The sequence below is a fragment of the Vagococcus martis genome (assembly GCF_002026305.1).
In the GTDB taxonomy this organism is placed as follows: Bacteria; Bacillota; Bacilli; order Lactobacillales; family Vagococcaceae; genus Vagococcus; species Vagococcus martis.
The window spans coordinates 1,721,785-1,743,706 of record NZ_MVAB01000001.1 but is presented as its reverse complement, the minus strand read 5'-3'; the positions used below and the strand labels follow the sequence as shown (position 1 = coordinate 1,743,706).

General features: G+C 33.4%; 21 protein-coding genes. 7 read left to right on the top strand and 14 right to left on the bottom strand.

What is annotated here, in order from left to right:
- The first annotated feature begins 13 nt into the window (after positions 1-13).
- The 4 genes from BW731_RS08440 (at position 14) to BW731_RS08425 (ending at position 3,426) form a co-directional block, all read left to right on the top strand.
- Positions 14-439: an HIT family protein gene (locus BW731_RS08440; RefSeq protein WP_079347311.1), complete on the top strand. Its 426-nt coding sequence runs from the start codon at positions 14-16 to the stop codon at positions 437-439.
- Positions 439-819 (top strand): YtxH domain-containing protein, encoded by a 381-nt coding sequence (locus tag BW731_RS08435; protein ID WP_158080186.1) that lies wholly within the window; start codon positions 439-441, stop codon positions 817-819. Before BW731_RS08440 ends, BW731_RS08435 begins: the two co-directional genes overlap by 1 nt.
- A 132-nt stretch (positions 820-951) precedes the next feature.
- Entirely contained in the window at positions 952-1,974 is a 1,023-nt protein-coding gene (locus tag BW731_RS08430) for a peptidylprolyl isomerase (RefSeq protein ID WP_079347307.1), read from the top strand.
- Positions 1,975-2,148: 174 nt separating this feature from the next.
- Positions 2,149-3,426: an ISL3 family transposase gene (locus BW731_RS08425; protein WP_079347305.1), complete on the top strand. Its 1,278-nt coding sequence runs from the start codon at positions 2,149-2,151 to the stop codon at positions 3,424-3,426.
- 109 nt (positions 3,427-3,535) lie between these two features.
- Here the strand turns inward: BW731_RS08425 and BW731_RS08420 are convergent, their stop codons facing one another.
- The 3 genes from BW731_RS08420 to BW731_RS08410 form a co-directional block, all read right to left on the bottom strand.
- Positions 3,536-4,543 (bottom strand): lipoate--protein ligase, encoded by a 1,008-nt coding sequence (locus tag BW731_RS08420; RefSeq protein ID WP_079347303.1) that lies wholly within the window; start codon positions 4,541-4,543, stop codon positions 3,536-3,538.
- Positions 4,544-4,555: 12 nt separating this feature from the next.
- Entirely contained in the window at positions 4,556-5,290 is a 735-nt protein-coding gene (locus tag BW731_RS08415; protein ID WP_079347301.1) for an MBL fold metallo-hydrolase, read from the bottom strand.
- Positions 5,291-5,468: 178 nt separating this feature from the next.
- Positions 5,469-6,554 (bottom strand): M42 family metallopeptidase, encoded by a 1,086-nt coding sequence (locus BW731_RS08410; protein ID WP_079347299.1) that lies wholly within the window; start codon positions 6,552-6,554, stop codon positions 5,469-5,471.
- Between the two features lie 177 nt (positions 6,555-6,731).
- Between BW731_RS08410 and BW731_RS08405 the strand changes: the two genes are divergently transcribed.
- Entirely contained in the window at positions 6,732-7,406 is a 675-nt protein-coding gene (locus tag BW731_RS08405; RefSeq protein ID WP_079347298.1) for a response regulator transcription factor, read from the top strand.
- A gap of 24 nt (positions 7,407-7,430) precedes the next feature.
- On the opposite strand, the gene BW731_RS08400 is transcribed toward BW731_RS08405, so the two are convergent.
- The 9 genes from BW731_RS08400 to BW731_RS08360 form a co-directional block, all read right to left on the bottom strand.
- Positions 7,431-8,210, bottom strand: coding sequence for a hypothetical protein (locus BW731_RS08400; protein ID WP_079347296.1), 780 nt, complete (start codon positions 8,208-8,210; stop codon positions 7,431-7,433).
- A gap of 104 nt (positions 8,211-8,314) precedes the next feature.
- Positions 8,315-8,893: an anaerobic ribonucleoside-triphosphate reductase activating protein gene (nrdG, locus tag BW731_RS08395; protein ID WP_079347294.1), complete on the bottom strand. Its 579-nt coding sequence runs from the start codon at positions 8,891-8,893 to the stop codon at positions 8,315-8,317.
- Between the two features lie 44 nt (positions 8,894-8,937).
- The gene (nrdD, locus tag BW731_RS08390; protein WP_079347292.1) at positions 8,938-11,130 is read right to left on the bottom strand and encodes an anaerobic ribonucleoside-triphosphate reductase; all 2,193 of its coding nucleotides are present in this window, start codon (positions 11,128-11,130) and stop codon (positions 8,938-8,940) included.
- Positions 11,131-11,368: 238 nt separating this feature from the next.
- Complete coding sequence (locus BW731_RS08385; RefSeq protein WP_079347290.1) at positions 11,369-12,382, bottom strand: DUF3324 domain-containing protein; 1,014 nt, start codon at positions 12,380-12,382, stop codon at positions 11,369-11,371.
- A 22-nt stretch (positions 12,383-12,404) separates the two neighbouring features.
- Complete coding sequence (locus BW731_RS08380) at positions 12,405-12,722, bottom strand: hypothetical protein (RefSeq protein WP_079347288.1); 318 nt, start codon at positions 12,720-12,722, stop codon at positions 12,405-12,407.
- A 25-nt stretch (positions 12,723-12,747) separates the two neighbouring features.
- Positions 12,748-14,196: a DUF4822 domain-containing protein gene (locus BW731_RS08375; RefSeq protein WP_079347287.1), complete on the bottom strand. Its 1,449-nt coding sequence runs from the start codon at positions 14,194-14,196 to the stop codon at positions 12,748-12,750.
- 154 nt (positions 14,197-14,350) lie between these two features.
- Complete coding sequence (rny, locus tag BW731_RS08370; protein WP_079347285.1) at positions 14,351-15,907, bottom strand: ribonuclease Y; 1,557 nt, start codon at positions 15,905-15,907, stop codon at positions 14,351-14,353.
- Between the two features lie 242 nt (positions 15,908-16,149).
- The gene (gene recA / locus BW731_RS08365) at positions 16,150-17,208 is read right to left on the bottom strand and encodes a recombinase RecA (protein ID WP_079347283.1); all 1,059 of its coding nucleotides are present in this window, start codon (positions 17,206-17,208) and stop codon (positions 16,150-16,152) included.
- A gap of 98 nt (positions 17,209-17,306) precedes the next feature.
- Positions 17,307-18,521, bottom strand: coding sequence for a CinA family nicotinamide mononucleotide deamidase-related protein (locus BW731_RS08360; RefSeq protein WP_079347281.1), 1,215 nt, complete (start codon positions 18,519-18,521; stop codon positions 17,307-17,309).
- Positions 18,522-18,664: 143 nt separating this feature from the next.
- Between BW731_RS08360 and sdaAB the strand changes: the two genes are divergently transcribed.
- Together sdaAB and sdaAA are read left to right on the top strand one after the other, a co-directional pair.
- Entirely contained in the window at positions 18,665-19,324 is a 660-nt protein-coding gene (gene sdaAB / locus BW731_RS08355; RefSeq protein ID WP_079347279.1) for an L-serine ammonia-lyase, iron-sulfur-dependent subunit beta, read from the top strand.
- A gap of 13 nt (positions 19,325-19,337) precedes the next feature.
- Positions 19,338-20,207 carry an L-serine ammonia-lyase, iron-sulfur-dependent, subunit alpha gene (sdaAA, locus tag BW731_RS08350; RefSeq protein ID WP_079347277.1) on the top strand — a complete coding sequence of 290 codons (870 nt, stop codon included), beginning with the start codon at positions 19,338-19,340 and terminating at the stop codon, positions 20,205-20,207.
- A gap of 63 nt (positions 20,208-20,270) precedes the next feature.
- On the opposite strand, the gene BW731_RS08345 is transcribed toward sdaAA, so the two are convergent.
- Together BW731_RS08345 and BW731_RS08340 are read right to left on the bottom strand one after the other, a co-directional pair.
- Positions 20,271-21,479 (bottom strand): NAD(P)/FAD-dependent oxidoreductase, encoded by a 1,209-nt coding sequence (locus tag BW731_RS08345; protein ID WP_079347275.1) that lies wholly within the window; start codon positions 21,477-21,479, stop codon positions 20,271-20,273.
- Between the two features lie 96 nt (positions 21,480-21,575).
- Entirely contained in the window at positions 21,576-21,869 is a 294-nt protein-coding gene (locus tag BW731_RS08340; RefSeq protein WP_079347273.1) for a hypothetical protein, read from the bottom strand.
- Positions 21,870-21,922 lie beyond the last annotated feature (53 nt).

Sequence of the window (21,922 nt, the reverse complement as noted above, 5' to 3'; positions counted from 1 at the left end):
GGAGGAATAAAGTATGACAGATTGTCTTTTTTGTAAAATAATAGAAAAAGAGATACCTAGCTATCCGGTTTATGAAGATGAGATGGTATATGCCTTTTTAGATATTACACAAACAACTAAGGGACACACATTGATCATTCCTAAAAAACATGTAACAGATATCTTTGAATACGATGAAAAACTAGCAGCAGAAGTATTTGCTAGAGTTCCTAAAATTGCTCGTGCGATTGAAAAAGCTTTTCCAGATGTTGTTGGATTAAACATCGTGAATAATAACAAAGAAGCTGCTTACCAAAGCGTGTTTCACTCACATATCCACCTCATTCCACGATACGGAAAAGAAGATGATTTTTCAATGACGTTTGCAGATAATGGCTCTAAATATACGACAAATGATATGGCAACAATCGCTCAATCAATTAACAAGGAGATTTTATAGTGGGAAAAAAAGAAATTAAAAAACAATTTTCTGGCAAAAAGTTTATCAAAGGTTTTTTAATAGGTGGTGCTCTATGTGGTGGTGCAGCTCTCTTACTTGCTCCTAGATCCGGAAAAGAAACCCAACGATTGATGACTAATAAAATAGAAGAAAACATTCATTTTCTTTTATCGTTAAGTAATCAGCTTGATACAACTAAAGTTCAAGCAAATCAATTAACTGCTCTATCTCAAGAATTATTACCTACTTTTGAAAAAGAAACTAAAAAAAGTATTAAGAAATTTGAATTTAAAGCAAAGCCACGCCTAGAAAAAATGAAAGAACAATTAGCTAAAATAGAGCAAGATATAAACGATTTCAAAGAAGCTCTTGAACAATAAAGTTTTAAATAATTTATAAATTCTACTTAACTTTTTTGAATAGGTATTTTGTTTAATTCTTTTTATGGTATAATAATAAACATGTTTATGATAATTCATAATTTTTACTGAAAACTAGATTGGAGACTCAACATGAAAAACAAGAAATTTAAATTAGCAGCTGTTGCGTTGCTTAGCATGATTACATTAGCAGGGTGTTCAGGCGGTAAGGATATCGTTACAATGAAAGGCGGTAAAATTACTGACACTCAATTTTTTGATGAGTTAAAGAAAAGCTCAACTTCATCTGAAACTCTAGTGAACATGATTATTCAAAAAATCACATTAGATGACTATGGCAATAAAGTAGACCAAAAAGAAATTGATAAACAATATGCATCTTACGAAGAACAAAATGGTGGTAAAAAACAATTTGAAGCATTGTTAAAACAAAACAATATGACAGCAAAACAATTCAAGGAAAATATTAAACAAAGTTTAGCCTTTACAGAAATGTTAAAATCTCATATCAAAGTAACGGATGCTGACCTTAAAGAAACTTGGAAAACATACCACCCACAAGTAGAAACTCAAATTATGTCTTTTGATTCTAAAGAAGATGCTGAAAAAGCATTGAAAAAAGTAAATGATGGGGAAGATTTTACAAAAGTTGCGAAAAGTGACTCTCACGATACTACTACTAAAGAAGATGGTGGAAAAGTAAAATTTGATTCGACAACAACAACTGAACCTGCTGGTGTCACTGTACCTAACGAGGTGAAAGAGGCTGCTTATAAATTAGAGAATGACAAAGTTTCTGATTTAATTACTGTTCAAAATCAACAAACAGGAGCAGATGTTTACTACATTGTAAAAATGGTTAAAAACAAACAAAAAGGTAATGATTATAAACCTTATGAAAAAGAATTAAAAGAAATCTTCGAGCAAACTAAAATTGCAGATGCTACATTCCAACAAGAAGTTATTGGTAAAGAATTAGATAAAGCAAATGTTAAAATAAAAGATTCTCAATATAAAGATATTTTAACTCCTTATTTACCACAAAAAGAAACAAAAACAAGTGAAAGTAAAACTTCTGATTCTAAAGAAAGCAAATCTTCAGAAACTAAATCGACAGATTCTAGTAAGGAAGAAACAACAGAATCAACTAAATAACAAAAAAGCGAAACTCATAAACCGAGTTTCGCTTTTTATTTGGGCTGTACACTAAATCGTGTTGATAGATTAAATTCTATCAATGCGATTTTTTATTTTAGGCATAGAAAAAGGGGCATTCTTATTGGTAAAATTAAGTCGACTATAACTAACATTACAAAGGAGAATACCCCTATGGATAATAATACAAGAAAACTACTCAATTTAACAGATGATTCTCTTATTTTTAATGAGGATTGGTTGTCTCGCGAAGCGAGAAACAACCGCTCAGTTAACATGATTACAGGAAGATTAGTGAATAAAGATAAGCAATGCAAGAAATGTGGATGTTATCAATCCGTTAAAAATGGAACGTATCAAACCATTAGTCAATTGCCTGAAGTTGAACGTCGCCCAACTTATCTAAAACTTCACAGAGAACGTTACCTTTGTAGAAACTGTGGATCAACTTTCAGTGCTTCTACTTCTCTAGTAGATGACTATTGTCAAATTTCTAAACAGCTTAAATACCAAATTGCCTTTGACTTAAAAGAGAATCAATCACGTAAAAAAATCGCAGAATACCACAGTGTCTCTGAAAATACTGTTAAACGTGTGTTAGTATCATTTACGAATAATCAGCAACCTAATTTTAACTTCTTGCCCACAGCTCTTTGTGTAGATGAGTTTAGCTCTACTTCTGATTGTCATGCTGGAATGAGCTTTATTTGTGCTGATGCGGCATCTAAAAAAATAATCGATATCTTACCTGATAAAAGATTGCATAAGTTGGTTTCTTACTTTATGAAGTATTCCAGAAAATCACGTCTAAAAGTAAGATTTTTGGTCATGGACATGAATGCAAGTTACGGTCAACTATTAAAAACAGTCTTTCCAAACGCCGAAATCGTCACAGATCGATTTCATATTATTCAACATATTAACCGATCTTTCAACACCTTAAGAATAAAAGAAATGAATCAACTAAAACGCCACAATCAAGAGGAAGGAAAGCAGTATCGAAGATTAAAGCGTTATTGGAAACTCCTTTTAAAGGACAGTTTTGAATTAAACTATAAACACTTTTATTATCGTCCTTTATTCAAGAGAAATATGTCATCTACCGAATTGGTAGATGAGTTACTTTCTTATAGTTCTCTATTAAAAAAAGCGTATCATTTTATGCAAGAATTGAAGTATGCTTATAGAACCAACGATTATGTTTTATTTTTAGAGTTATGTTCAAAGATACCTGTTGAATTACCAAAGTATTTTAAAGATAAATTCAAGATATTTGGTAAGTTCTCCCAAGGAGTCATGAATGCCTTTAAATACTCCTATTCAAATGGTTTCTTAGAAGGCATTAACAATAAAATTAAAGTGATTAAACGTGTTGCCTATGGCTATCGAAACTTTCTACTATTCAAACGACGTATCTTTTTGATTCAAAATCAAGTTTTTCAGGTTAAATAAAAAAGCGAGAGAATTTCTTCCCTCACTTCAATTAATTCTATTTTATTTTTGAGACTTTTTCATCAATATTATTGTCCATCAACACGATTTGACATAGAGCCTTTATTTGTTAATATAATAATTCAATTAAATCTGTTACTTCAATATTACCAAAATATTTTTTGACATCTATTTCTTCAACTGCTTTTGTTATCGACTCTTTATCATATTTAACACCGGTTAAAATAGTTTCGACATCTGTAATTTGACCTAGGCCGAAGAAATCACCAAAGATACGAATATCTTTAATCTCACCATCAGACACATTCATTTTAGCTTCAATAGAACCTATCGGGAATCTCTTACGACGAACGATATCAAATTCAGGCGAACGACCGTAATTCCAATCCCAATTACGGTATAATTTATCCGAAATCGCATTGATTTTTTTCCAATCTTCTTCTGTTAGTTTGTATTCATTCACATCATTAATCTCTGTTGTATCAAATATTTTTAATAGAATTTCTTTTCTAAAATCTTTTGTAGACATATATTGATACTCATCAGATAAAAATGGTTTGATATTTGTCACTCGAGATCGGATTGATTTAATGCCTTTTGACTCAATTTTATCTTTTCTCACCTTTAATGCATTAACTACTTCGTTTACATCACTATCAAACATCAACGTGCCATGAGCAAACATACGACCATTTGTGGCATACATCGCATTTCCAGAGAATTTTTTATCATCGATAACTAAATCGTTTCGTCCCTTTAACTCTGCTCCTTCTACACCTAGCTCGTGTAAAGCATCAATGATTGGTTGTGTTACTTTACCAAAATTTCTAAACGATTCGCCGTCATCTGGCATAATAAAGCTAAAGTTCAAGTTTCCTTCATCGTGATAAACAGCACCACCACCACTTAGGCGACGAACCACATGGATACCATTATCTTCAACATAATCAACATTGATTTCTTCAATTGTATTTTGATTACGTCCAATAATAATTGATGGTTCATTTATATAGAATAATAAAATGGGCTCATCTAGTGGCATCTCTTGCACTAAATACGTTTCAATCGCTAAGTTAATTCTTGGGTCTGTTATTTCTTCATTTGATACATAAATCATGGGTACAACTCCTTATAATGTAATAGTTAAATTAATTTTTGCTAACTGAACTGGAATATCTCCTGCATAATATTGTGTCTGTGACAAAACATCTTCTAAAGCTAGAGATTGATTTAAGTGACTAATCACAACTTGTGACACGTTTGATTCTTTAGCTAGTTCTCCCGTTTCTTTTGTTGTTAGATGTGCTTTATGATTTTCATTTCCTTCTAAGAAATATGTGTCTGTAATCAATAAATCAGCCTTCTGACAAAAATCAGACAACCCATCTAAATAGCCTGTATCTGCTGTAAAAACAAATACTTTTCCCGTCTTCTTCTCCACAACTCTAGTAGCAAAACATGGTACAGGATGAATCGTGCGTTTAAACGTTATTAGGAATGGACCAAGTTCAAGCTCTTGTGTTTCATGATAGGCAATGCCTTTTGAAATACCTGTCATGGTTAGATCATTAAATTTTTCCATGTTTTCAGTATGACCATATATCGGCAATTCTTCCACAGGTTTTGTTGGTTTTAATTGACGTAAATATTGTAAAACACCTAAATCTGCAATATGATCATGATGATAATGTGTTAAAAGCACCGCATCTAACGTTAACGGATCAAGTTTTTCTTCTAATCGAATTAACGTGGAACTTCCCGCATCCAATAATAGTGAAAAATCATCCGATTGAACAAGATATGATGTGGTGCCTTCTCCTTTATAGGGATAGCCTCCCCAAAAACCTAGTACCGTAATTTTCATTACACGACTTCCTTTCCATACAATAATATCCTACGACGAGTCAATAAAAGATACAAATAGTTTAATATATTTCCCAAAATAATCCCTAAAACCTATCTAAAAGCTGCTTTTTTGATACAATTTTGTTTTTATAAAAAAATAAACAGATACTCTTTTCAAAGCACCTGTTTAGTTTAGATTAGTACGACGTTAACTCTTTCACTTTATCAGCATCTAGTCGTTTTACTACTTCTGTCACTAACTTCACTGTATTCAAATAATCATCTTCATGAATAATAGATGTATGTGAATGTAAGTAACGAGTTGCCACTGTAATCGCAAGTGATGGTACCCCATTACGTGTTAAGTGTTGCATACCAGCATCTGTTCCTCCACCTGTGATAACAGTGTATTGGAATGGAATATCCAGTTCTTCTGCCACATCAATGACAAAATCACGTAATTTTCTGTGTGGAATCATTGACGCATCAAAAATTAAAATCTGTGGCCCTTCACCTAACACAGAATCTGCTTCTTTTGGTGTCATCCCTGGAGTATCTCCAGCTGTACCTGTATCAAGAGCAAATGCAATATCTGGATTGACTAAATGCGTGCTAGTTCTTGCTCCGCGTAATCCAACTTCTTCTTGCACGTTACTTCCTGCAAACAAAATATTTGGGTGACCTTCTTTAGCTAAATTTTCTAACACTTTTAATGACACAGCCGTTCCAATTCGATTGTCCCAAGCTTTGGCTAATAAGTATTTTGAATCATTTAAACGTTTGTATTCGATGAAAGGTGTTACCATATCACCAGGTTTAATGCCCCACTCAGTTGCTTCTTCTTTACTTGCGGCACCAATATCAATAAACATATCAGCTATCTCATATGGTTGCTTTCTTGCTTCAGCCGATAATACGTGTGGTGGTTTCGATCCAATCACGCCATGAATTTCTTTACCTGTTGATGTTGTGATGGTCACTTGTTGAGCCAACATAACTTGTCCCCACCAACCACCTAATGTTTGAAATTCGATAAATCCTTTATCAGTGATTTTAGTTACCATGAAACCAACTTCGTCCATGTGACCAGAAATTAAGACACGCGGTCCTTCTTTTTCGCCAATATGACGTGCGTTAATACCACCTAACCCATCAAATAATACTTTATCAGCATATGGTTCGGCATATTTTTTAAAGATTTCAGTTACCTGTGTTTCGTTTCCAGGTACACCTTTTGCATCTGTTAATTCTTTTAAAAATAGTTCTTCTTTTTTATCTAACAAACTAGTCACCTCTTTTAAATTTTTCACTGATTTTAGTATAACATTATTATGGGAAATATAAAAAGATAGGCTTTAGAAAATAAAAAGACTGATTGATTTTTCGACCTTAAGACCTATGTCTCACTTTATCAATTTATTTATAATATAAATCAAGAAGTTAATTAAGGGAGCGATATTATGACGATTATGTTGATTGAACCTAACCATGCATTAAAAAAAACACTTACACAGCTTTTAACGAAGAATGGCTATCATGTTATATCCGCAACTTCTGATGATTTTTTATTTGATACAATCAATGAAAAACAACCACAATTAATTATCATGAATGTTGATTTAAATCAAATGGATGGATTCTTTTGGTGTCAAGAAATCAGAAAACAATCAACTATCCCTATCATCTTTCTTTCTGATAACAATACTATTACTGAACAAAAACTAGCTATTGAAGCCGGAGCTGATGATTACCTTAGCATACCATTTGTGACTGATTTACTTTTAGTAAAAATCACATCACTTCTTAGAAGAACATACGACTACATTAAACATCAAACACCATTTATCCTTTCTCACAATGGGCTTACTCTAGATACTGAAAATAATACTTTAAGAACACAACATCACTGTATTGAATTAAGTAAAAATGAATGTCGTTTACTCGTTATTTTGTTTAAACAGCCTGGTAAAGTGATCAAACGCGAAATATTTCTTCGTGAATTATGGAAAGATGAACGTTATGTCGATGACAATACTTTAACAGTTAATATTAATCGCATACGAAAAAAAATGAAGTCTCTTGACGTGAACTTTGGGATTCAAACCAAAATTAAACAAGGATATTTTATTCCATAAAAAAAGAGGTGTTCTCCACCTCTTTTAAGCTAGTTTCACAACAGTAATTTTATCTACAAAAAAATGTTCATCAAACACAATATCTTCGCAATCTCTTGCTGCGACTGAACAAATAATAGCTTGTTTTATTATCTCCTCTGTTGAATTATCTTCATTAGATAGTCCTGCCGCTAATCCGCACACCATTCCTTCATGATTAACCTGTTTTATAGTCTCATCGTTACATAATACCTGAAATATTTCCTCATGATGAATGACATACCCATTACCGTTAATGTCATAAATAAATACCATTGGCACATCCTCAAATAAAGGATCTGTTAGTAATTCAGAGGGCATACTATTTATTAGAGTTTCTTCAGACAATGATAATAATTCAGGTAATCTATCTTTTTTTAAACACAAAGCATATGGTTTTTCATCTCCAGCTAGAGCCATTTTTATCGCAGGAGTTGTTCCGCTAAATACGATACGTTGGGGGCTTATTTTATTCTGAAATAAGGTTTGATAAAACATCTGGTTTTCTTGTAGTAAATCAGATGACATGACGACTGAGTCACTACCTTCAATGAATAGTCTATAGTCTGCTAATTCATTGCTATATAAAGGAACAGATTTTTCTGATTGATTGTAAAATTGTTGCTCAAACAAACTATCTGATGTGACAGTATCATCATCAATGAACTCTAACATTGGAATTGTCCCTAATGTTGGTTCTAATCGTTCGATAATTTTTTGTTTTGCTGTTACTTTTTGTCGAGTTGCTTCTGTGTTCTTTTGAGATAAATTAACGAATACTATCATGTATAACACCCCTAATTTTTAATAGGTTGATTATCACAAATAAATTTAACTTTTTAAGGATGAAATCGTAAAAAAAAGATGAATACATTACGCATTCATCCAATTTAACGAAAGTATGCTTCCTTATCTAAACATTTTTCCCAAATAACTACATTAGATTTTTCTAACGACTTTGCGACGTCTATAATTCTTTGATTACTGCTACCTCTAAATTGTAAGGTTAAATCTCTCTTATCTAATTCGAACCTTCCATCTATCAAAACGTCAATCAAACGAAGTAATTCCAGTTTATCATCTGTTTCTTGCAATAACTCTTCAAATGTATAACCAGACCAAGACCAAATATCTTTTGACGAACCGAATTCATCTCTAACACGTTGTACTAGCGATAGACACACTTCAGTATTTAAAAAAGGTTCTCCGCCTAATAAAGTCAATCCTTGAACATAATCATGAGATAAGTCCTCAATAATTTTATCTTCCAATTCTTTTGTATAAGGAGTGCCGTAGTTAAAATTTTGAATCGCACGATTAAAACAGCCTTTACAAGCAAATAAGCATCCACTTACATAAATACTACATCTAACACCCTCACCATCAACAAACATAAATGGTTTATAATCAGCAATGTACCCTTTACTATATTTAGCAGATTCCCACTCTTTTGGTTTTGGATTTCTCATTTCTATACTCCTTTAAAAAATAAAAAAGAGTGTGACACTCTTTTTTATTTCATATGTTTTACTCGTGATGAAATTTCTTTGTGACGACCATGAACCATTGGTCTTGCTTGTGGGTTACCTAAGTAGCCACATGTTCGTTTTACTACATCACATGTTTTTGGGTCATTATTGTGGCATTGTGGACATTCAAAACCACGTTCAGTTGGATTAAAATCTCCTTCAAAACCACATTCATAACAGTGATCAATTGGGGTATTAGTCCCTAAGTAGCCAACCTTATCATACGCATAATCCCAAACAGCTTCTAATGCCTTTCTATTTTGTTGTAAGACTGGATACTCACAATAGTGAATAAACCCTCCAGAACAATATTTAGGATAATCTTTTTCAAAATCTAATTTTTCAAAAGGCGTTGGATTTTTTCTTACATCATAATGAAAACTATTCGTATAGTATTCTTTATCTGTAATATTTTCAATTTCACCAAATTTTTCTTTGTCTAAACGACAGAAACGATCCGTTAAACTCTCACTTGGTGTCGAATACACACTAAAGTGATAACCATACTCATCACCCCATGAATCTGTATGTTGTTTTAAATATTTTAAAATCTCTAAAGTAAATTCTTTTGCCTCAGGATTGTCTTCCCATTCCCCACCAAAAAATGATGAAGCCACTTCATACAACCCTATATAACCAAGTGACACAGTTGCTCGTTTATTTTTAAATAATTCATCAACTGACTCATTTTTATTCAATCTATCACCAAACGCCCCGTACATATATAAAATCGGTGCATTAGCTGGTGTTGCTTCAATGCATCTCTTCACACGAAAAACTAACGCGTCTTTTGCTATTGCTAAACGTTCATCTAGTAAAGACCAAAACTTGTCTCTATCACCACTGGCTTCCAAAGCAATGCGTGGCAAATTAAGTGTCACCACACCTAAATTCATTCTTCCAGCATTCACTTCTTTTCCTGTTTCATCTTTCCAGCCTTGTAAAAATGAGCGACATCCCATTGGTACTTTAAAACTACCCGTCAATTCTACAATTTTGTCGTAATTCAATACATCAGGATACATTCTTTTTGTTGCACACTCTAATGCTAATTCTTTGATATCATAGTTTGGGTCTGTCGGTTTTAAATTCACACCATCTTTAATGGTAAATATTAATTTTGGAAAAATCGCTGTACGATGTTCCCCGCCAAGTCCTTTAATACGATTCAAGAAAATCGCACGTTGAATTTCTCTCTCAAACCAATCTGTTCCAAGACCAAAACCTAACGAGGTAAAAGGAGTTTGACCGTTAGAAGTAAATAGTGTATTAATTTCATATTCTAAACTTTGCATAGAATCGTAGATATCTTTGCTGGTTTTTTGTTTCGCATATTCATCATGCTTAGACTCGTCATCTATCCATTGTTTCGCATCTTCTAAATGTTTTTTATAGTTTTTTTTCGCAAAAGGTGCTAAAAACTCGTCAATTCGATCTGCCGAGCATCCACCGTACTGACTAGATGCCACATTCGCAATGATTTGAGAAATTTGTGCTGTAGCTGTTTGGATTGACTTAGGTGATTCCACTTCAGCATTTCCTATTTTAAAGCCATTATTTAACATGCTTTCAAAATCAATCAAACAGCAATTCGTCATTGGAGAGTATGGATGATAATCTAAATCATGGTAGTGGATTTCACCTTTTTGATGAGCATTTGCTACATGAGAAGGCAATAATTTTAGGCCAATTGATTTTCCAACAATCCCTGCTGTCAAATCACGTTGTGTGTTGAATACATCACTATCTTTATTCGCATTCTCATTGACTAGTCGTTGATCCTTATCAAGTAATTTACCGATTGTGACATTAATATCCGTTGATTCTGCTCTCTCAAAATCACGTTTAGTTCGATAATTAATGTATTCTTGTGCAAGGGCGTATTCTCTATTTTCCAGTAAAATATGTTCAACAATATTTTGTATCTCATAAATTTTGACGTCTTTAGAAAAACGCTCACTAATTTCTGATACAATTTTTTGCACAAGAGCTTCAATTTTTTTTGTCGATAATTCATCAACTGGACCATTTACTTTATTCTCAGCTTTTAATAAGGCTTCTGTTATTTTTTTAGCATCAAATTCGACAACACGGCCATCTCTTTTGATGACATTTATTCGGTTGATCTCATCTAGACCTTTGCTCACTTTTTCGTTTAATTCAATTATCTCTATCATTATCATCGTGCTCCTTTTAAGAATTCACTTATTATCATATCCCAGCACCTCCTTTTTTTCAACTATATATAGTGCTTTAATTTTATTTTTTAATCAAAAAACACTATATATAGATACAAACATTGATGTGTCAACTTTTATTCTTGTCAATAAATTATTTTGTTTTCTAATTCACTAATAAGCACAAAAAAACAAATGAGTTTCTTTATGCAAACTCATCTGTTCTAACGTTTTTCTATTATTTTTTGTTCGTTCTAGTTTTTTTATAAACAACAAATCCTATAACGAGAATAACAACTAACGCGATACCTAGTATAATCCATGTTTTTGATGAATCATTTGACACAACTAAGCCATTATTTAGATTACTTGCTTGTTCTCGGTTAATAGAAAAATCAGCTTCCCATGTTTCATCAATATGACTTTCTTTAGAAATAGCATGAATACTTATAGTATATTCTCCTGATTTTATGTCAGTATCTTTTAACGATAATTTGGGAGAAAATAGACTGTTAGGTGCTAGTTCTAAATGAGTATCGGATTGCTTAAAAATAGATTGTTTACTTTTTTTTGACTTAATATCATATTCAATAGATAAATCTCTAATAATTAACGGGCTTGTATTACTGAGTGTTACTACTAAATCGTAGGAATTTGTCTCTTCTTTCACTTCAATTTTTTTATAGCTCATTTTTGCTGGCATTGTCAATTCATTCACATCAATTTTTATCGGAATATTATAGGCAAATTGATTTTGTACACCACCATTTTTATTTGCGTCATCTTGCTTTTCAGTTATATTTATAGCACCTAAAAGCTGACCAGAAAACTTATTTATCGATAAATCTAATGCCATTTCTACTTTAAGAGAACTATTAGCTGAGACTGTTTTTTCACCACTACCTGACATCACTTCTGAAAGTTTAATTATCTGACTATCGTCGTAAGGATGATCTGTACTATAACTAATTTCACCTGAACTGGTCGTCATGCCATCAAGCACATTTACATCAAATACCTTATCCTCGCTACTCTCATTCACAATCATAAAGTCAAAAGATTGTTTTACATCTTCATTCACTTTAATATGGTAATAATCGGATGCATCTGATAATTGATTATCAGGAAAAATAGGTTGGACATAAAAAGTACCTGAGGCTGCAATAGACAGCTTTGTTCCTAATAAAATCGCTACAATGATTATCATATTGCTTATAATAAAACGTAATCTACCTCTATACAGTTTGGTCATTCTATGTCCCCCTTAGTTTCCGTTAGCTCTTGTTATTTTTTATTACTTTTTTACTTAGCAAAAAACTTATCAAACTAGCAAGGTATAATATACCTACTATCTTTGGTACTTGTGTGTCACGTGTTTTGGGTAATTCTACATTTGACTGAGTGTGAGTGTCAGTAGGCTCTTTTTTACTATTAGTACGACTAGTTTCAGTTGGTCTAATCACTCTAACTGTTGCTTTACTCGTTATTTCCTCGCTCAACACCACTTCATCATTTACTGTAAAACCTATAAAGAATAACATTCCAATCCATACTATGCTTAATAAGCTTTTTTTCTTCCAATCAGTAACCATTTTCCCTACTCTTATAAATACCATTTTAAACTTTAGGCGTTAACGTCCAAACCACATTGGCTCCGTACACGCCTGTTTGTAATAATTTAGCATCACCAATCGTAAGTTGTGGATTTAAGTTAACTGATTTTGATTCTGTATTTCCTTCGTGATAACCTACTTTAAAAATTTCTTGTTCATCAGAATTTTGTAGATTAACGGAGTTATTAACTGTTAATGATTGTTCATTAGTAGTTGGATTTAACATGATACCTAAACGATTTAATAAAAATCCTTTATTGCCAAACGGACCATCTGTAAGCTTTGTTCTAACACTCCACTCATCTTTTTGACCACTACCAGTTCTTGTATCAATTACTTCAATTTTTGATTTTCCTGATTGTTTCTCATTTAATGAAGTTGGGTTGTTTTGTGTATTTAAATCTTCAAATTCAATACTGGCATCAATATTTGCTGTGTCACTAAATCTAACTGTTCCAGCTGCAGTGGGACTATCCACTTTTACAATAGCATTAGAATTAACTTGATCTTCTCTATCCGATTTAATTGGTGGCATCACAATTACTTCATCTGATTCTGGTAATGTGAATTCTAATGGAAAGGCTCCTTTATATGGTTCATGTTCGACAGTAATACGAATAGCATTACCACTCGCATCTTTTCCTTCTCGTTCATATGTAAAACGCTCATTGTTTAATTCAGTCAATTCTAAAGTAGCGGCATATTTAATTGTATTACCAATAGCAACATGTGTCCTTTCCTTATTACCATTAATGACATCAAAGTAACCATAATCTCCTCGTGATTCTCCTGTTTCTTTATTAAAGAATTCATAGCGACCTGTTTTACTATCATAACGAGCCAAACCTAAATAACCTTGATTATACTCTGATACATCATTACCATTACTATCAAGTGCTTTAGTTCCTTGCCAAAATGTGGCGCTTAATATATTACGCCCTGGAATATCTTTTTTAATAGTCCCTGTTTCAAGAGATAAATTTGGAAAATTAATGGTAAACGTCAGTTCTTTATTGTAAGGCACATGTTCTACAAAAACTGGTCCAGTCTCACCATTTTTTTGCTTACCATCTCTTCTATAAGTAAACATATCACTATCTAATCTGACCATATCAACAACTGCATTATAACCTCTTTGAGAAATTAAAATTCGTTTTTTTCCATCTGGTGTCACAAAGAATACACCTTTATCTCCTCTTGACTCACTAGTAGACTTATCAAAAAATTCATAGCGATTCGTTTTACTATCATACTTAGCTAAACCAATAAAGCTACTATTTAAATCTGTTACATCATTACCATCTTTATCATAAACATTTGTTCCTTGCCAATTTGTATTCGACAGTGTCAGATTTGGATCAAAATCTGTTGCAAATACTTTACTTCCTCCAACCACTACAATTGTTGAAATTGCTATAGAAACTAATACATTTTTTACACTTCGTTTTTTCATTATCTCATCTCCTTTTAATTGATAAATTGAGTATAACAAGTAAAAATTAACTCCTTATATCTAGAAAATAAAACATTATAACAAATTATGAACGACTATGAACTAAATTTCTTTGCACAAAAAAAGACCCAGATTTCTCTGAGTCTTTTCATTACTATTTAGCATAATCTACTGCTCGTACTTCACGAACAACAGTTACTTTAATGTGTCCTGGATATTCAAGTTCGTCTTCAATTCGTTTACGAATGTCATGTACTAAAATAACTGCCTCATCATCTGTGACTTCATTTGGTTTAACAGCCACACGTATCTCACGACCGGCTTGAATAGCAAAACTTGTATCAACTCCTGGGAAGTCATTAGCGATACTTTCTAATCGTTCTAGACGTTTAATATAGTTTTCTAATGATTCACTTCTAGCTCCTGGTCTCGCTGCTGACAACGCGTCTGCTGCTGCAACAAGTACAGAAATGACAGAAGTTGCTTCCACATCGCCATGATGCGATGCTACTGCATTGATAACAACTGGATTTTCTTTGTATTTACTTACAAGTTCTGTTCCAATCTCAACATGTGAGCCATCTACTTCATGATCAAGTGCTTTACCAATATCATGTAATAATCCCGCACGTCTTGCTAGAGTGGCATCTTCACCAAGTTCTTCAGCTAAAACACCAGCTAATTTCGCTACTTCTATCGAGTGATTTAAAACATTTTGTCCATAACTTGTTCTAAATCTTAAACGACCAAGTATTTTAATTAAATCTGGGTGAAGTGAATGAACTCCCACTTCAAATGCTGCATTCTCACCATATTCTCTGATACGTTCATCCATTTCTTTGCGAGATTTTTCCACCATCTCTTCAATTCGAGCTGGATGAATACGACCATCTTGGATTAATTTTTCTAAAGTCATACGTGCAATTTCACGTCTAATAGGATCAAATCCTGATAATACTACCGCTTCTGGTGTATCATCAATAATTAAATCAATACCTGTTAATGTTTCAAGCGTTCGTATGTTTCGGCCTTCTCGACCAATAATACGACCTTTCATATCATCATTAGGTAATGTAACGACGGTTACTGTTAACTCTGAAATTTGATCAGCCGCACTTCGTTGAATAGCTAATGCCAACATATTACGTGCTTTTCGATCAACCTCATCTTTCACACGTTGTACGCTCTCTTTAATCAACATGGCTCTATCATGTGATAATTCCACTTTCATATCGTCCATGATAATCGTTTGTGCTTCATCTTTAGATAGACCTGCTATACGTTCTAGTTCTATCTCTTGTTTTTCAATTAAGGTTGATACCTCTTTTTCCCGCTCATCAATCAATTGCTTCCTTGAATCAAGTTTCTCCTCTTTGTCTTCAAGTGAGCGTTCGCGTTTTTCTAAAGAGTCATCTTTTCGATCAAGATTATTTTCTCTTTGTAATAGTCTATTTTCTTGATTTTTTAGTTCAGCTCTTTCTTCCTTCAGCTCACTTTCAATTTCTAATCGGTATTGTTGATTCAGTTCTTTTGCTTCCAACAAATGCTCTTTTTTTAGAGTCTCAGCCTCTTTCTTGGCCTGTCGAATAATTCCGGTGGCAGTATTATTCGCTCCTTCTATAGACTTCTTATGTCGAGTCATGGCAATAAAATAGCCGATTGCTAGACCTACAATTAAACCGATGATAGCAAGGAGTATCGTAGCAGCCATAAAAACACCTCCATACTATCTTTATTATTGTGTTATTCATAGATTTAAAACATATCATTATGACTAAATCATATATAAAATATGAGTGTATATATTTCTATACATTATATATTCTAATCTTTGTTAAAAGGAGTGTCAACTTAAAAAAAGATTCAGATATGAAAGAAAAAATCAACTCCTCTATATTATCATTGATAAATAATACTCATTACTATTCAATGATCTATATAGGAGTTGATTTTTTAATCTTCTAATTCTAATGATACTTCTTCTGTTTTATCACTTTCTTCAGTAGCTTCTTCTGGTGCTACTCCATCCATATTATATGCTAGACGAACTTTTTGGTAAATTTCTTCTCTCATTTCTGGATGATCTGTCAGATATTTCTTCGCATTTTCGCGTCCTTGACCGATACGTTCTTCTTCATAAGAATACCATGCACCACTTTTGTTAACAATGTCCTTATCAGCAGCCATGTCCAGTAGTTCTCCCTCTTGAGAGATTCCTTCACCGTACATGATATCAACTTCAGCAATTCTAAATGGTGGCGCTACTTTATTTTTAACTACTTTTATTTTCGTTCTATTACCAATAATATCTGTTCCTGATTTTAATTGTTCTGCTCGACGAACTTCCAAACGAACAGTTGCGTAAAATTTCAATGCACGTCCCCCAGGAGTTGTTTCTGGGTTACCAAACATCACACCAACTTTTTCACGAATTTGGTTAATAAATATCGCAATTGTTTTTGTTTTATTAATTGTTCCAGATAGTTTTCTTAACGCTTGTGACATCAAACGTGCTTGAAGCCCCACATGAGCGTCTCCCATTTCACCATCAATCTCAGCTCTTGGTACTAAAGCAGCTACTGAATCGACAACAACAATATCAATTGCCCCACTTGAAACAAGTGCTTCAGCAATGTTCAGCCCTTGTTCTCCAGTATCCGGCTGTGATAAAAGAAGCTCATCAATGTTAACACCTAATGCACTCGCATATTTTGGATCTAAAGCATGTTCAGCATCGATAAACGCTGCTGTTCCTCCTGCTTTTTGTACTGAGGCAATAGCATGCAATGCAACCGTTGTTTTACCTGAACTTTCTGGGCCATATACTTCAATGATTCTACCTCGTGGGTACCCACCAACTCCTAAAGCTGAGTCTAGGGCAAGAGAACCACTTGAAACAGTCGAAATCTGAGTATCAACTTTTTCACCTAGTTTCATCACTGAACCTTTCCCAAAATCTTTTTCTATTTTTTTTAAGGCAGCATCTAAAGCTGCTTTACGATTATCTGACATGTATGTACCTCCAATTATATTTATCTCTTCACTTTATAATATACTTTTTTTATTCAAAAAAGCAAGAAAAAAGCGAACAAATATTCGTGTGTTTTATTTTAACTATTTAATCGAATAAAATTATAGCCGTGTTTAATGGCACCATCTTTCATATAAGCTAGATGACGTTTAAACACTCTTTTTTTACATACCACGCCATTGTCACTAGCTAAGACAAACCAAATAGTCCCCTCTGGTAATTCATCATTTCCACGACTTAAATCTCCTAAGAGAACCATCACATAATCTGTGCCAAACTTTTCTAAACTATATGTCGCTATTTCTTTTCCAAGCGTCTCATGATCGTTTATATCAAATGTTTTATCAAACAATGTAGTTAACATGCCTTTGTTCTCAAGGGCCACTCCAAATTTAACAACATCCGTCCCATCTTGAACCTCAATCCCTTTTGTAAAGAACTGTCCGTCTGTTAACATATCAATTACCGCAAGAGTTTTGCCTTTTTGTTTTAATTGATTAACAGCGACATCTTGAATAGTCAACTCTTCTCCATAGCCATAGAAGAATTCTTTCTCAATAGCTAATATTTTTTCTTCCATTTCATCTAGTAGACGCTTGGCTGTTTGTAAATCTGAACTTTGTGCCGTAAGTCGTAACATTACTTCATTTGATTTAGCATATGGGGCAACAGTTGGATTTGTTTGTGCATCAATTAAATCAGATAAATCTGTCACAAGTTGTGATTCTCCAATATCAATAAAACGTAAATAGCGTGAAACAAGTTCTTTATGATGTGGTGCTAATTTTCTGAGCAAAGGTTTAGCAGCTTGTTCGAACATAGCTGTCAATTCACTGGGTGGACCAGGTAACAGTAAATAATGAACATCATTCACCGTAATAAAAATTCCGCATGCTAGCCCTGTCGGATTTTTTAGTGTGATCCCTTTTTTAAATGTTAGAGCCTGTTGTTTATTATTTTCAGGCATTTTTTTATCAGTTGACGTAAATAGATGATAAATTTTTTCTAGAGATTCCTCATCATACTCTAGTGGTTCATGAATGAATTCACTCACCGCTTCTTTTGTTAAATCATCAGTAGTTGGACCTAACCCACCACATAAGATAACTAATTCACTTCTTGTAGATGCTAATTCTATTGTGTCAGTTAATCTTTTTTTATTATCACCTACCGTCGTTTCAAAATACACTTCATAACCTAAATCTGCTAATTCTTTTGATAAATATGCCCCATTTGTGTTGACGATTTGGCCAAGTAAAAGTTCTGTTCCAACAACAATTAATTCTGTTTTCATCTATATTCCTCCACTCATAAATTAATATACGTTTTTTTCATTTTATCACATTATATTTAAATAAAAAAAAGACTTAATTCAAAATATAGAATAACCTTTATGGTAAACTAAAACCAATAATTAAATAGATATGGAGGAAAAACATGGGTCAATATAATAGCGTTTTCGATATCATTGGACCAGTCATGATTGGACCAAGCAGTTCTCATACTGCAGGAGCTGCCAGAATTGGTAAAGTCATCAGACGAATATTAGGTGAACAGCCTTTATCTGTTGATATTTACTTATATGAATCATTTGCCAAAACATATAGAGGTCACGGTACGGATATTGCCCTAGTCGGTGGGTTACTCGGTATGGAACCTGACGATGATCGTCTGTCTAAATCTTTAGAAATTGCACATGAAAAAGGGATGGAAGTGGCGTTTATCCCTAAAATTGAAAAAGCCGACCACCCAAACCAAGTTAAGATGGTGCTTCGAACAAAAGATCGAACCATGACATGTACAGGAATTTCTATTGGTGGCGGATCGATTCAAATTTCTGAATTAAATGGGTTTAAAATTAATCTAGATTTTTCTACCCCAACCTACATTACTTTCCATCAAGATAAACCTGGAGTTGTTGCGAATGTGACACGCTTATTATCTGAAAAGAATATTAATATTAGTACGATGACATTAACTCGTGAAGCAAAAGGCGAAAAAGCGATGATGATTATAGAAGTCGATAACCGAGTAGAAGGATTACTTGATTCATTACGACAAATAGAACATATTGATGCGGTTGATTTTTTCAACTAGAAAGGACACAGGAATGTTTGAAACAATTGAAGAATTAGTTATTTTAGCAAATGAACATGGTTCGATTGCTGAAGCCATGATCCAAACAGAAATAGAAGTTTCACAGCGACCACGTGAAGTGATTATCGCTCACATGGAAAAAAATCTTTCCGTCATGTTAGCCTCAATTGAAAAAGGGGTAAAAGGGGTCACTTCTGTAACCGGTTTAACCGGTGGAGATGCTCCTAGAATGAATCAATATATTAATAAAGGTGATTTTTTAAGTGGTGAGACTATTTTACGTGCGGTGCAAAATGCCATGGCGGTCAATGAAGTAAATGCTGAGATGGGATTAATTTGCGCCACACCTACTGCTGGGAGTGCTGGTGTAGCTGCAGGAGTATTATCCGCTCTAACAGATGAACGTGAATTAACAAAAGAGCAACAAATCAACTTTTTATTTGCAGCTGGCGCTATCGGTTTAGTCATTGCTAACAATGCCTCAATTAGTGGTGCTGCTGGAGGATGCCAAGCTGAAGTCGGATCAGCTAGTGCTATGGCAAGTGGTGCTCTTGTTGAAACTTGTGGTGGTACACCTGAACAAGCATCTCAAGCTGTCGCTATTACTATTATCAATATGCTTGGTTTAATCTGCGATCCAGTTGCAGGCTTGGTAGAAATTCCTTGTATTAAGAGAAATGCTCTTGGTGCATCACAAGCATTTATTTCTGCCGATATGGCTTTAGCAGGAGTAAAAAGTGTCATTCCTGTTGATGAAGTCATTGAAGCCATGCATCAAGTGGGGATGCAAATGCCTTCTGCTTTTAAAGAAACTGCTGAAGGTGGACTAGCTGCCACTAAAACAGGAAAAAAAATTATGCATCAACTTTATAATAATAAATGATTTTAATAAAACAAAAACAGCAATCTTAAGTATAAATACTTAGAATTGCTGTTTAATTTTATCTTAATGATAGTAATCAAATCGACCTTTTTTAAGAAGGGTCCCTGCTGTTCCCACAGCAAGAAGTGATTTGTTAATAATGCTTTTCTTAACAATTGAACCCATATAACCTTTGACTTCTTTACCACCTAATATTTGTCCGATACCAACGTTATTACCGATTGAAGCAACAGTACCTAAAGATTTGAAAGTAAAAGCTTCTGTTGGTTGGTTATTTAATAAGCGAGCTAAGTTATTTGCAGCGGCTTCACCTTGTTTAATCGCAATTTGAGCTGTTGTTGGGAATGGTCTTCCAGACTCTTCATCCATCACAGCACTCACGTCACTAATCATGAAGACATCAGGATATCCTTCAACACGTAAATCTTTTTCAACCATTACACGTCCACGACGTTCAGCAAATCCAGATTCACCGACAACATGACTACCTTTAACACCTGTTGTCCAAATAATGGTATGAGCATGAACTTCTTTCAATTCACCATTTTCTTCGTAAACAACAGCATGTTCTTTAATTTCTTTAATTGGTGTTCCGACTTTAAACGTTACACCACGTTTTTTCAATACATCAATACCAAATTGACCAAGTTTTTCAGAGAACATTGGTAGTAATGTTGGCATTGCTTCAATACAAGTGATTTTTACTTTATCCATTGGAAAATTCATTGTTTTAGCTAATTTAGGAATACGATTTGTAATTTCTCCTAAATACTCAATACTTGTAAATCCAGCTCCACAAACTACGATAGATAAATCTAATTCATCTTTAGATTTTTGGTAGTTAGCTAATGCTCTATCTAGATGAGCTTGTGCTGCTTCAGCTGTTTTAATATTCACTAATGGTAACGAATAGTCATCAACACCTGGAATACCAAATGTTTCTGATTCAAATCCTAATGCCATCACTAAATAGTCATAAGCTAATTCACCAGTGTTTTCTAATAAAACTTTTTTGTTATCTTTATCAACTTTGATAACAGTGTCTTTTAAGAACTGAACTTTCTTAGTATCAATAACATCAACAATGTTGAAAGTTATTTTACTAGCTGGTTCTGTTCCTGCTGCTACTTCGTGTAATTGTGTTGATTCATAGTGATAATCATTTTTGTTCACCAAAATGATATCAGCATCAACATTTTTCTTGCTCAATTCTTTAGCTGTTTTTAGGCCTGCGTAGCCTGCCCCCAAAATAACGACTCTTGGTCTGCTCATTTTTTATTCCCTCCAACTTTTATTCAATGGACACTATAGTTCTTTTTCACAAAAAAGTCAAAATATTTGACTGTGAATTAAAAAACAAATATTTTTCTAATTTTTTAACGTTCGAGAGTAATACCAAATACTGATTATTGTTACCAAACTGACAAATGCACCATAAATCAGTAAGTGATTCACAAACTCACTTCTTGATAACCCAAACGAATTTAATTCAATTAAAATAACACCAAGTCCTAAAACAAAAGCACTCATACTAAGTTGAGATGTTCTTGCTAATACTTCCAAACCTATCTGACTCTTTTTTGCTTTACTCACTTGACGATAATAAATAAACATACTAGTAAAAATGATAACTAATGTAACAATTTGTATGATTAAACTCATGGTTAAAACTCCTCTATTATCGAATTAAAAAAACACGTTTTAAATTGTAACAC

What these genes read in the sequence shown, in the direction of transcription:
- BW731_RS08440 (WP_079347311.1), top strand. Translation starts at nt 14, where the DNA reads ATGACAGATTGTCTTTTTTGTAAAATAATAGAAAAAGAGATACCTAGC.
- BW731_RS08430 (WP_079347307.1), top strand. Translation starts at nt 952, where the DNA reads ATGAAAAACAAGAAATTTAAATTAGCAGCTGTTGCGTTGCTTAGCATG.
- BW731_RS08425 (WP_079347305.1), top strand. Translation starts at nt 2,149, where the DNA reads ATGGATAATAATACAAGAAAACTACTCAATTTAACAGATGATTCTCTT.
- BW731_RS08420 (WP_079347303.1), bottom strand. Translation starts at nt 4,543, where the DNA reads ATGATTTATGTATCAAATGAAGAAATAACAGACCCAAGAATTAACTTA.
- BW731_RS08415 (WP_079347301.1), bottom strand. Translation starts at nt 5,290, where the DNA reads ATGAAAATTACGGTACTAGGTTTTTGGGGAGGCTATCCCTATAAAGGA.
- BW731_RS08405 (WP_079347298.1), top strand. Translation starts at nt 6,732, where the DNA reads ATGACGATTATGTTGATTGAACCTAACCATGCATTAAAAAAAACACTT.
- BW731_RS08400 (WP_079347296.1), bottom strand. Translation starts at nt 8,210, where the DNA reads ATGATAGTATTCGTTAATTTATCTCAAAAGAACACAGAAGCAACTCGA.
- nrdG (WP_079347294.1), bottom strand. Translation starts at nt 8,893, where the DNA reads ATGAGAAATCCAAAACCAAAAGAGTGGGAATCTGCTAAATATAGTAAA.
- nrdD (WP_079347292.1), bottom strand. Translation starts at nt 11,130, where the DNA reads ATGATAGAGATAATTGAATTAAACGAAAAAGTGAGCAAAGGTCTAGAT.
- BW731_RS08385 (WP_079347290.1), bottom strand. Translation starts at nt 12,382, where the DNA reads ATGACCAAACTGTATAGAGGTAGATTACGTTTTATTATAAGCAATATG.
- BW731_RS08380 (WP_079347288.1), bottom strand. Translation starts at nt 12,722, where the DNA reads ATGGTTACTGATTGGAAGAAAAAAAGCTTATTAAGCATAGTATGGATT.
- BW731_RS08375 (WP_079347287.1), bottom strand. Translation starts at nt 14,196, where the DNA reads ATGAAAAAACGAAGTGTAAAAAATGTATTAGTTTCTATAGCAATTTCA.
- rny (WP_079347285.1), bottom strand. Translation starts at nt 15,907, where the DNA reads ATGGCTGCTACGATACTCCTTGCTATCATCGGTTTAATTGTAGGTCTA.
- recA (WP_079347283.1), bottom strand. Translation starts at nt 17,208, where the DNA reads ATGTCAGATAATCGTAAAGCAGCTTTAGATGCTGCCTTAAAAAAAATA.
- BW731_RS08360 (WP_079347281.1), bottom strand. Translation starts at nt 18,521, where the DNA reads ATGAAAACAGAATTAATTGTTGTTGGAACAGAACTTTTACTTGGCCAA.
- sdaAB (WP_079347279.1), top strand. Translation starts at nt 18,665, where the DNA reads ATGGGTCAATATAATAGCGTTTTCGATATCATTGGACCAGTCATGATT.
- sdaAA (WP_079347277.1), top strand. Translation starts at nt 19,338, where the DNA reads ATGTTTGAAACAATTGAAGAATTAGTTATTTTAGCAAATGAACATGGT.
- BW731_RS08345 (WP_079347275.1), bottom strand. Translation starts at nt 21,479, where the DNA reads ATGAGCAGACCAAGAGTCGTTATTTTGGGGGCAGGCTACGCAGGCCTA.
- BW731_RS08340 (WP_079347273.1), bottom strand. Translation starts at nt 21,869, where the DNA reads ATGAGTTTAATCATACAAATTGTTACATTAGTTATCATTTTTACTAGT.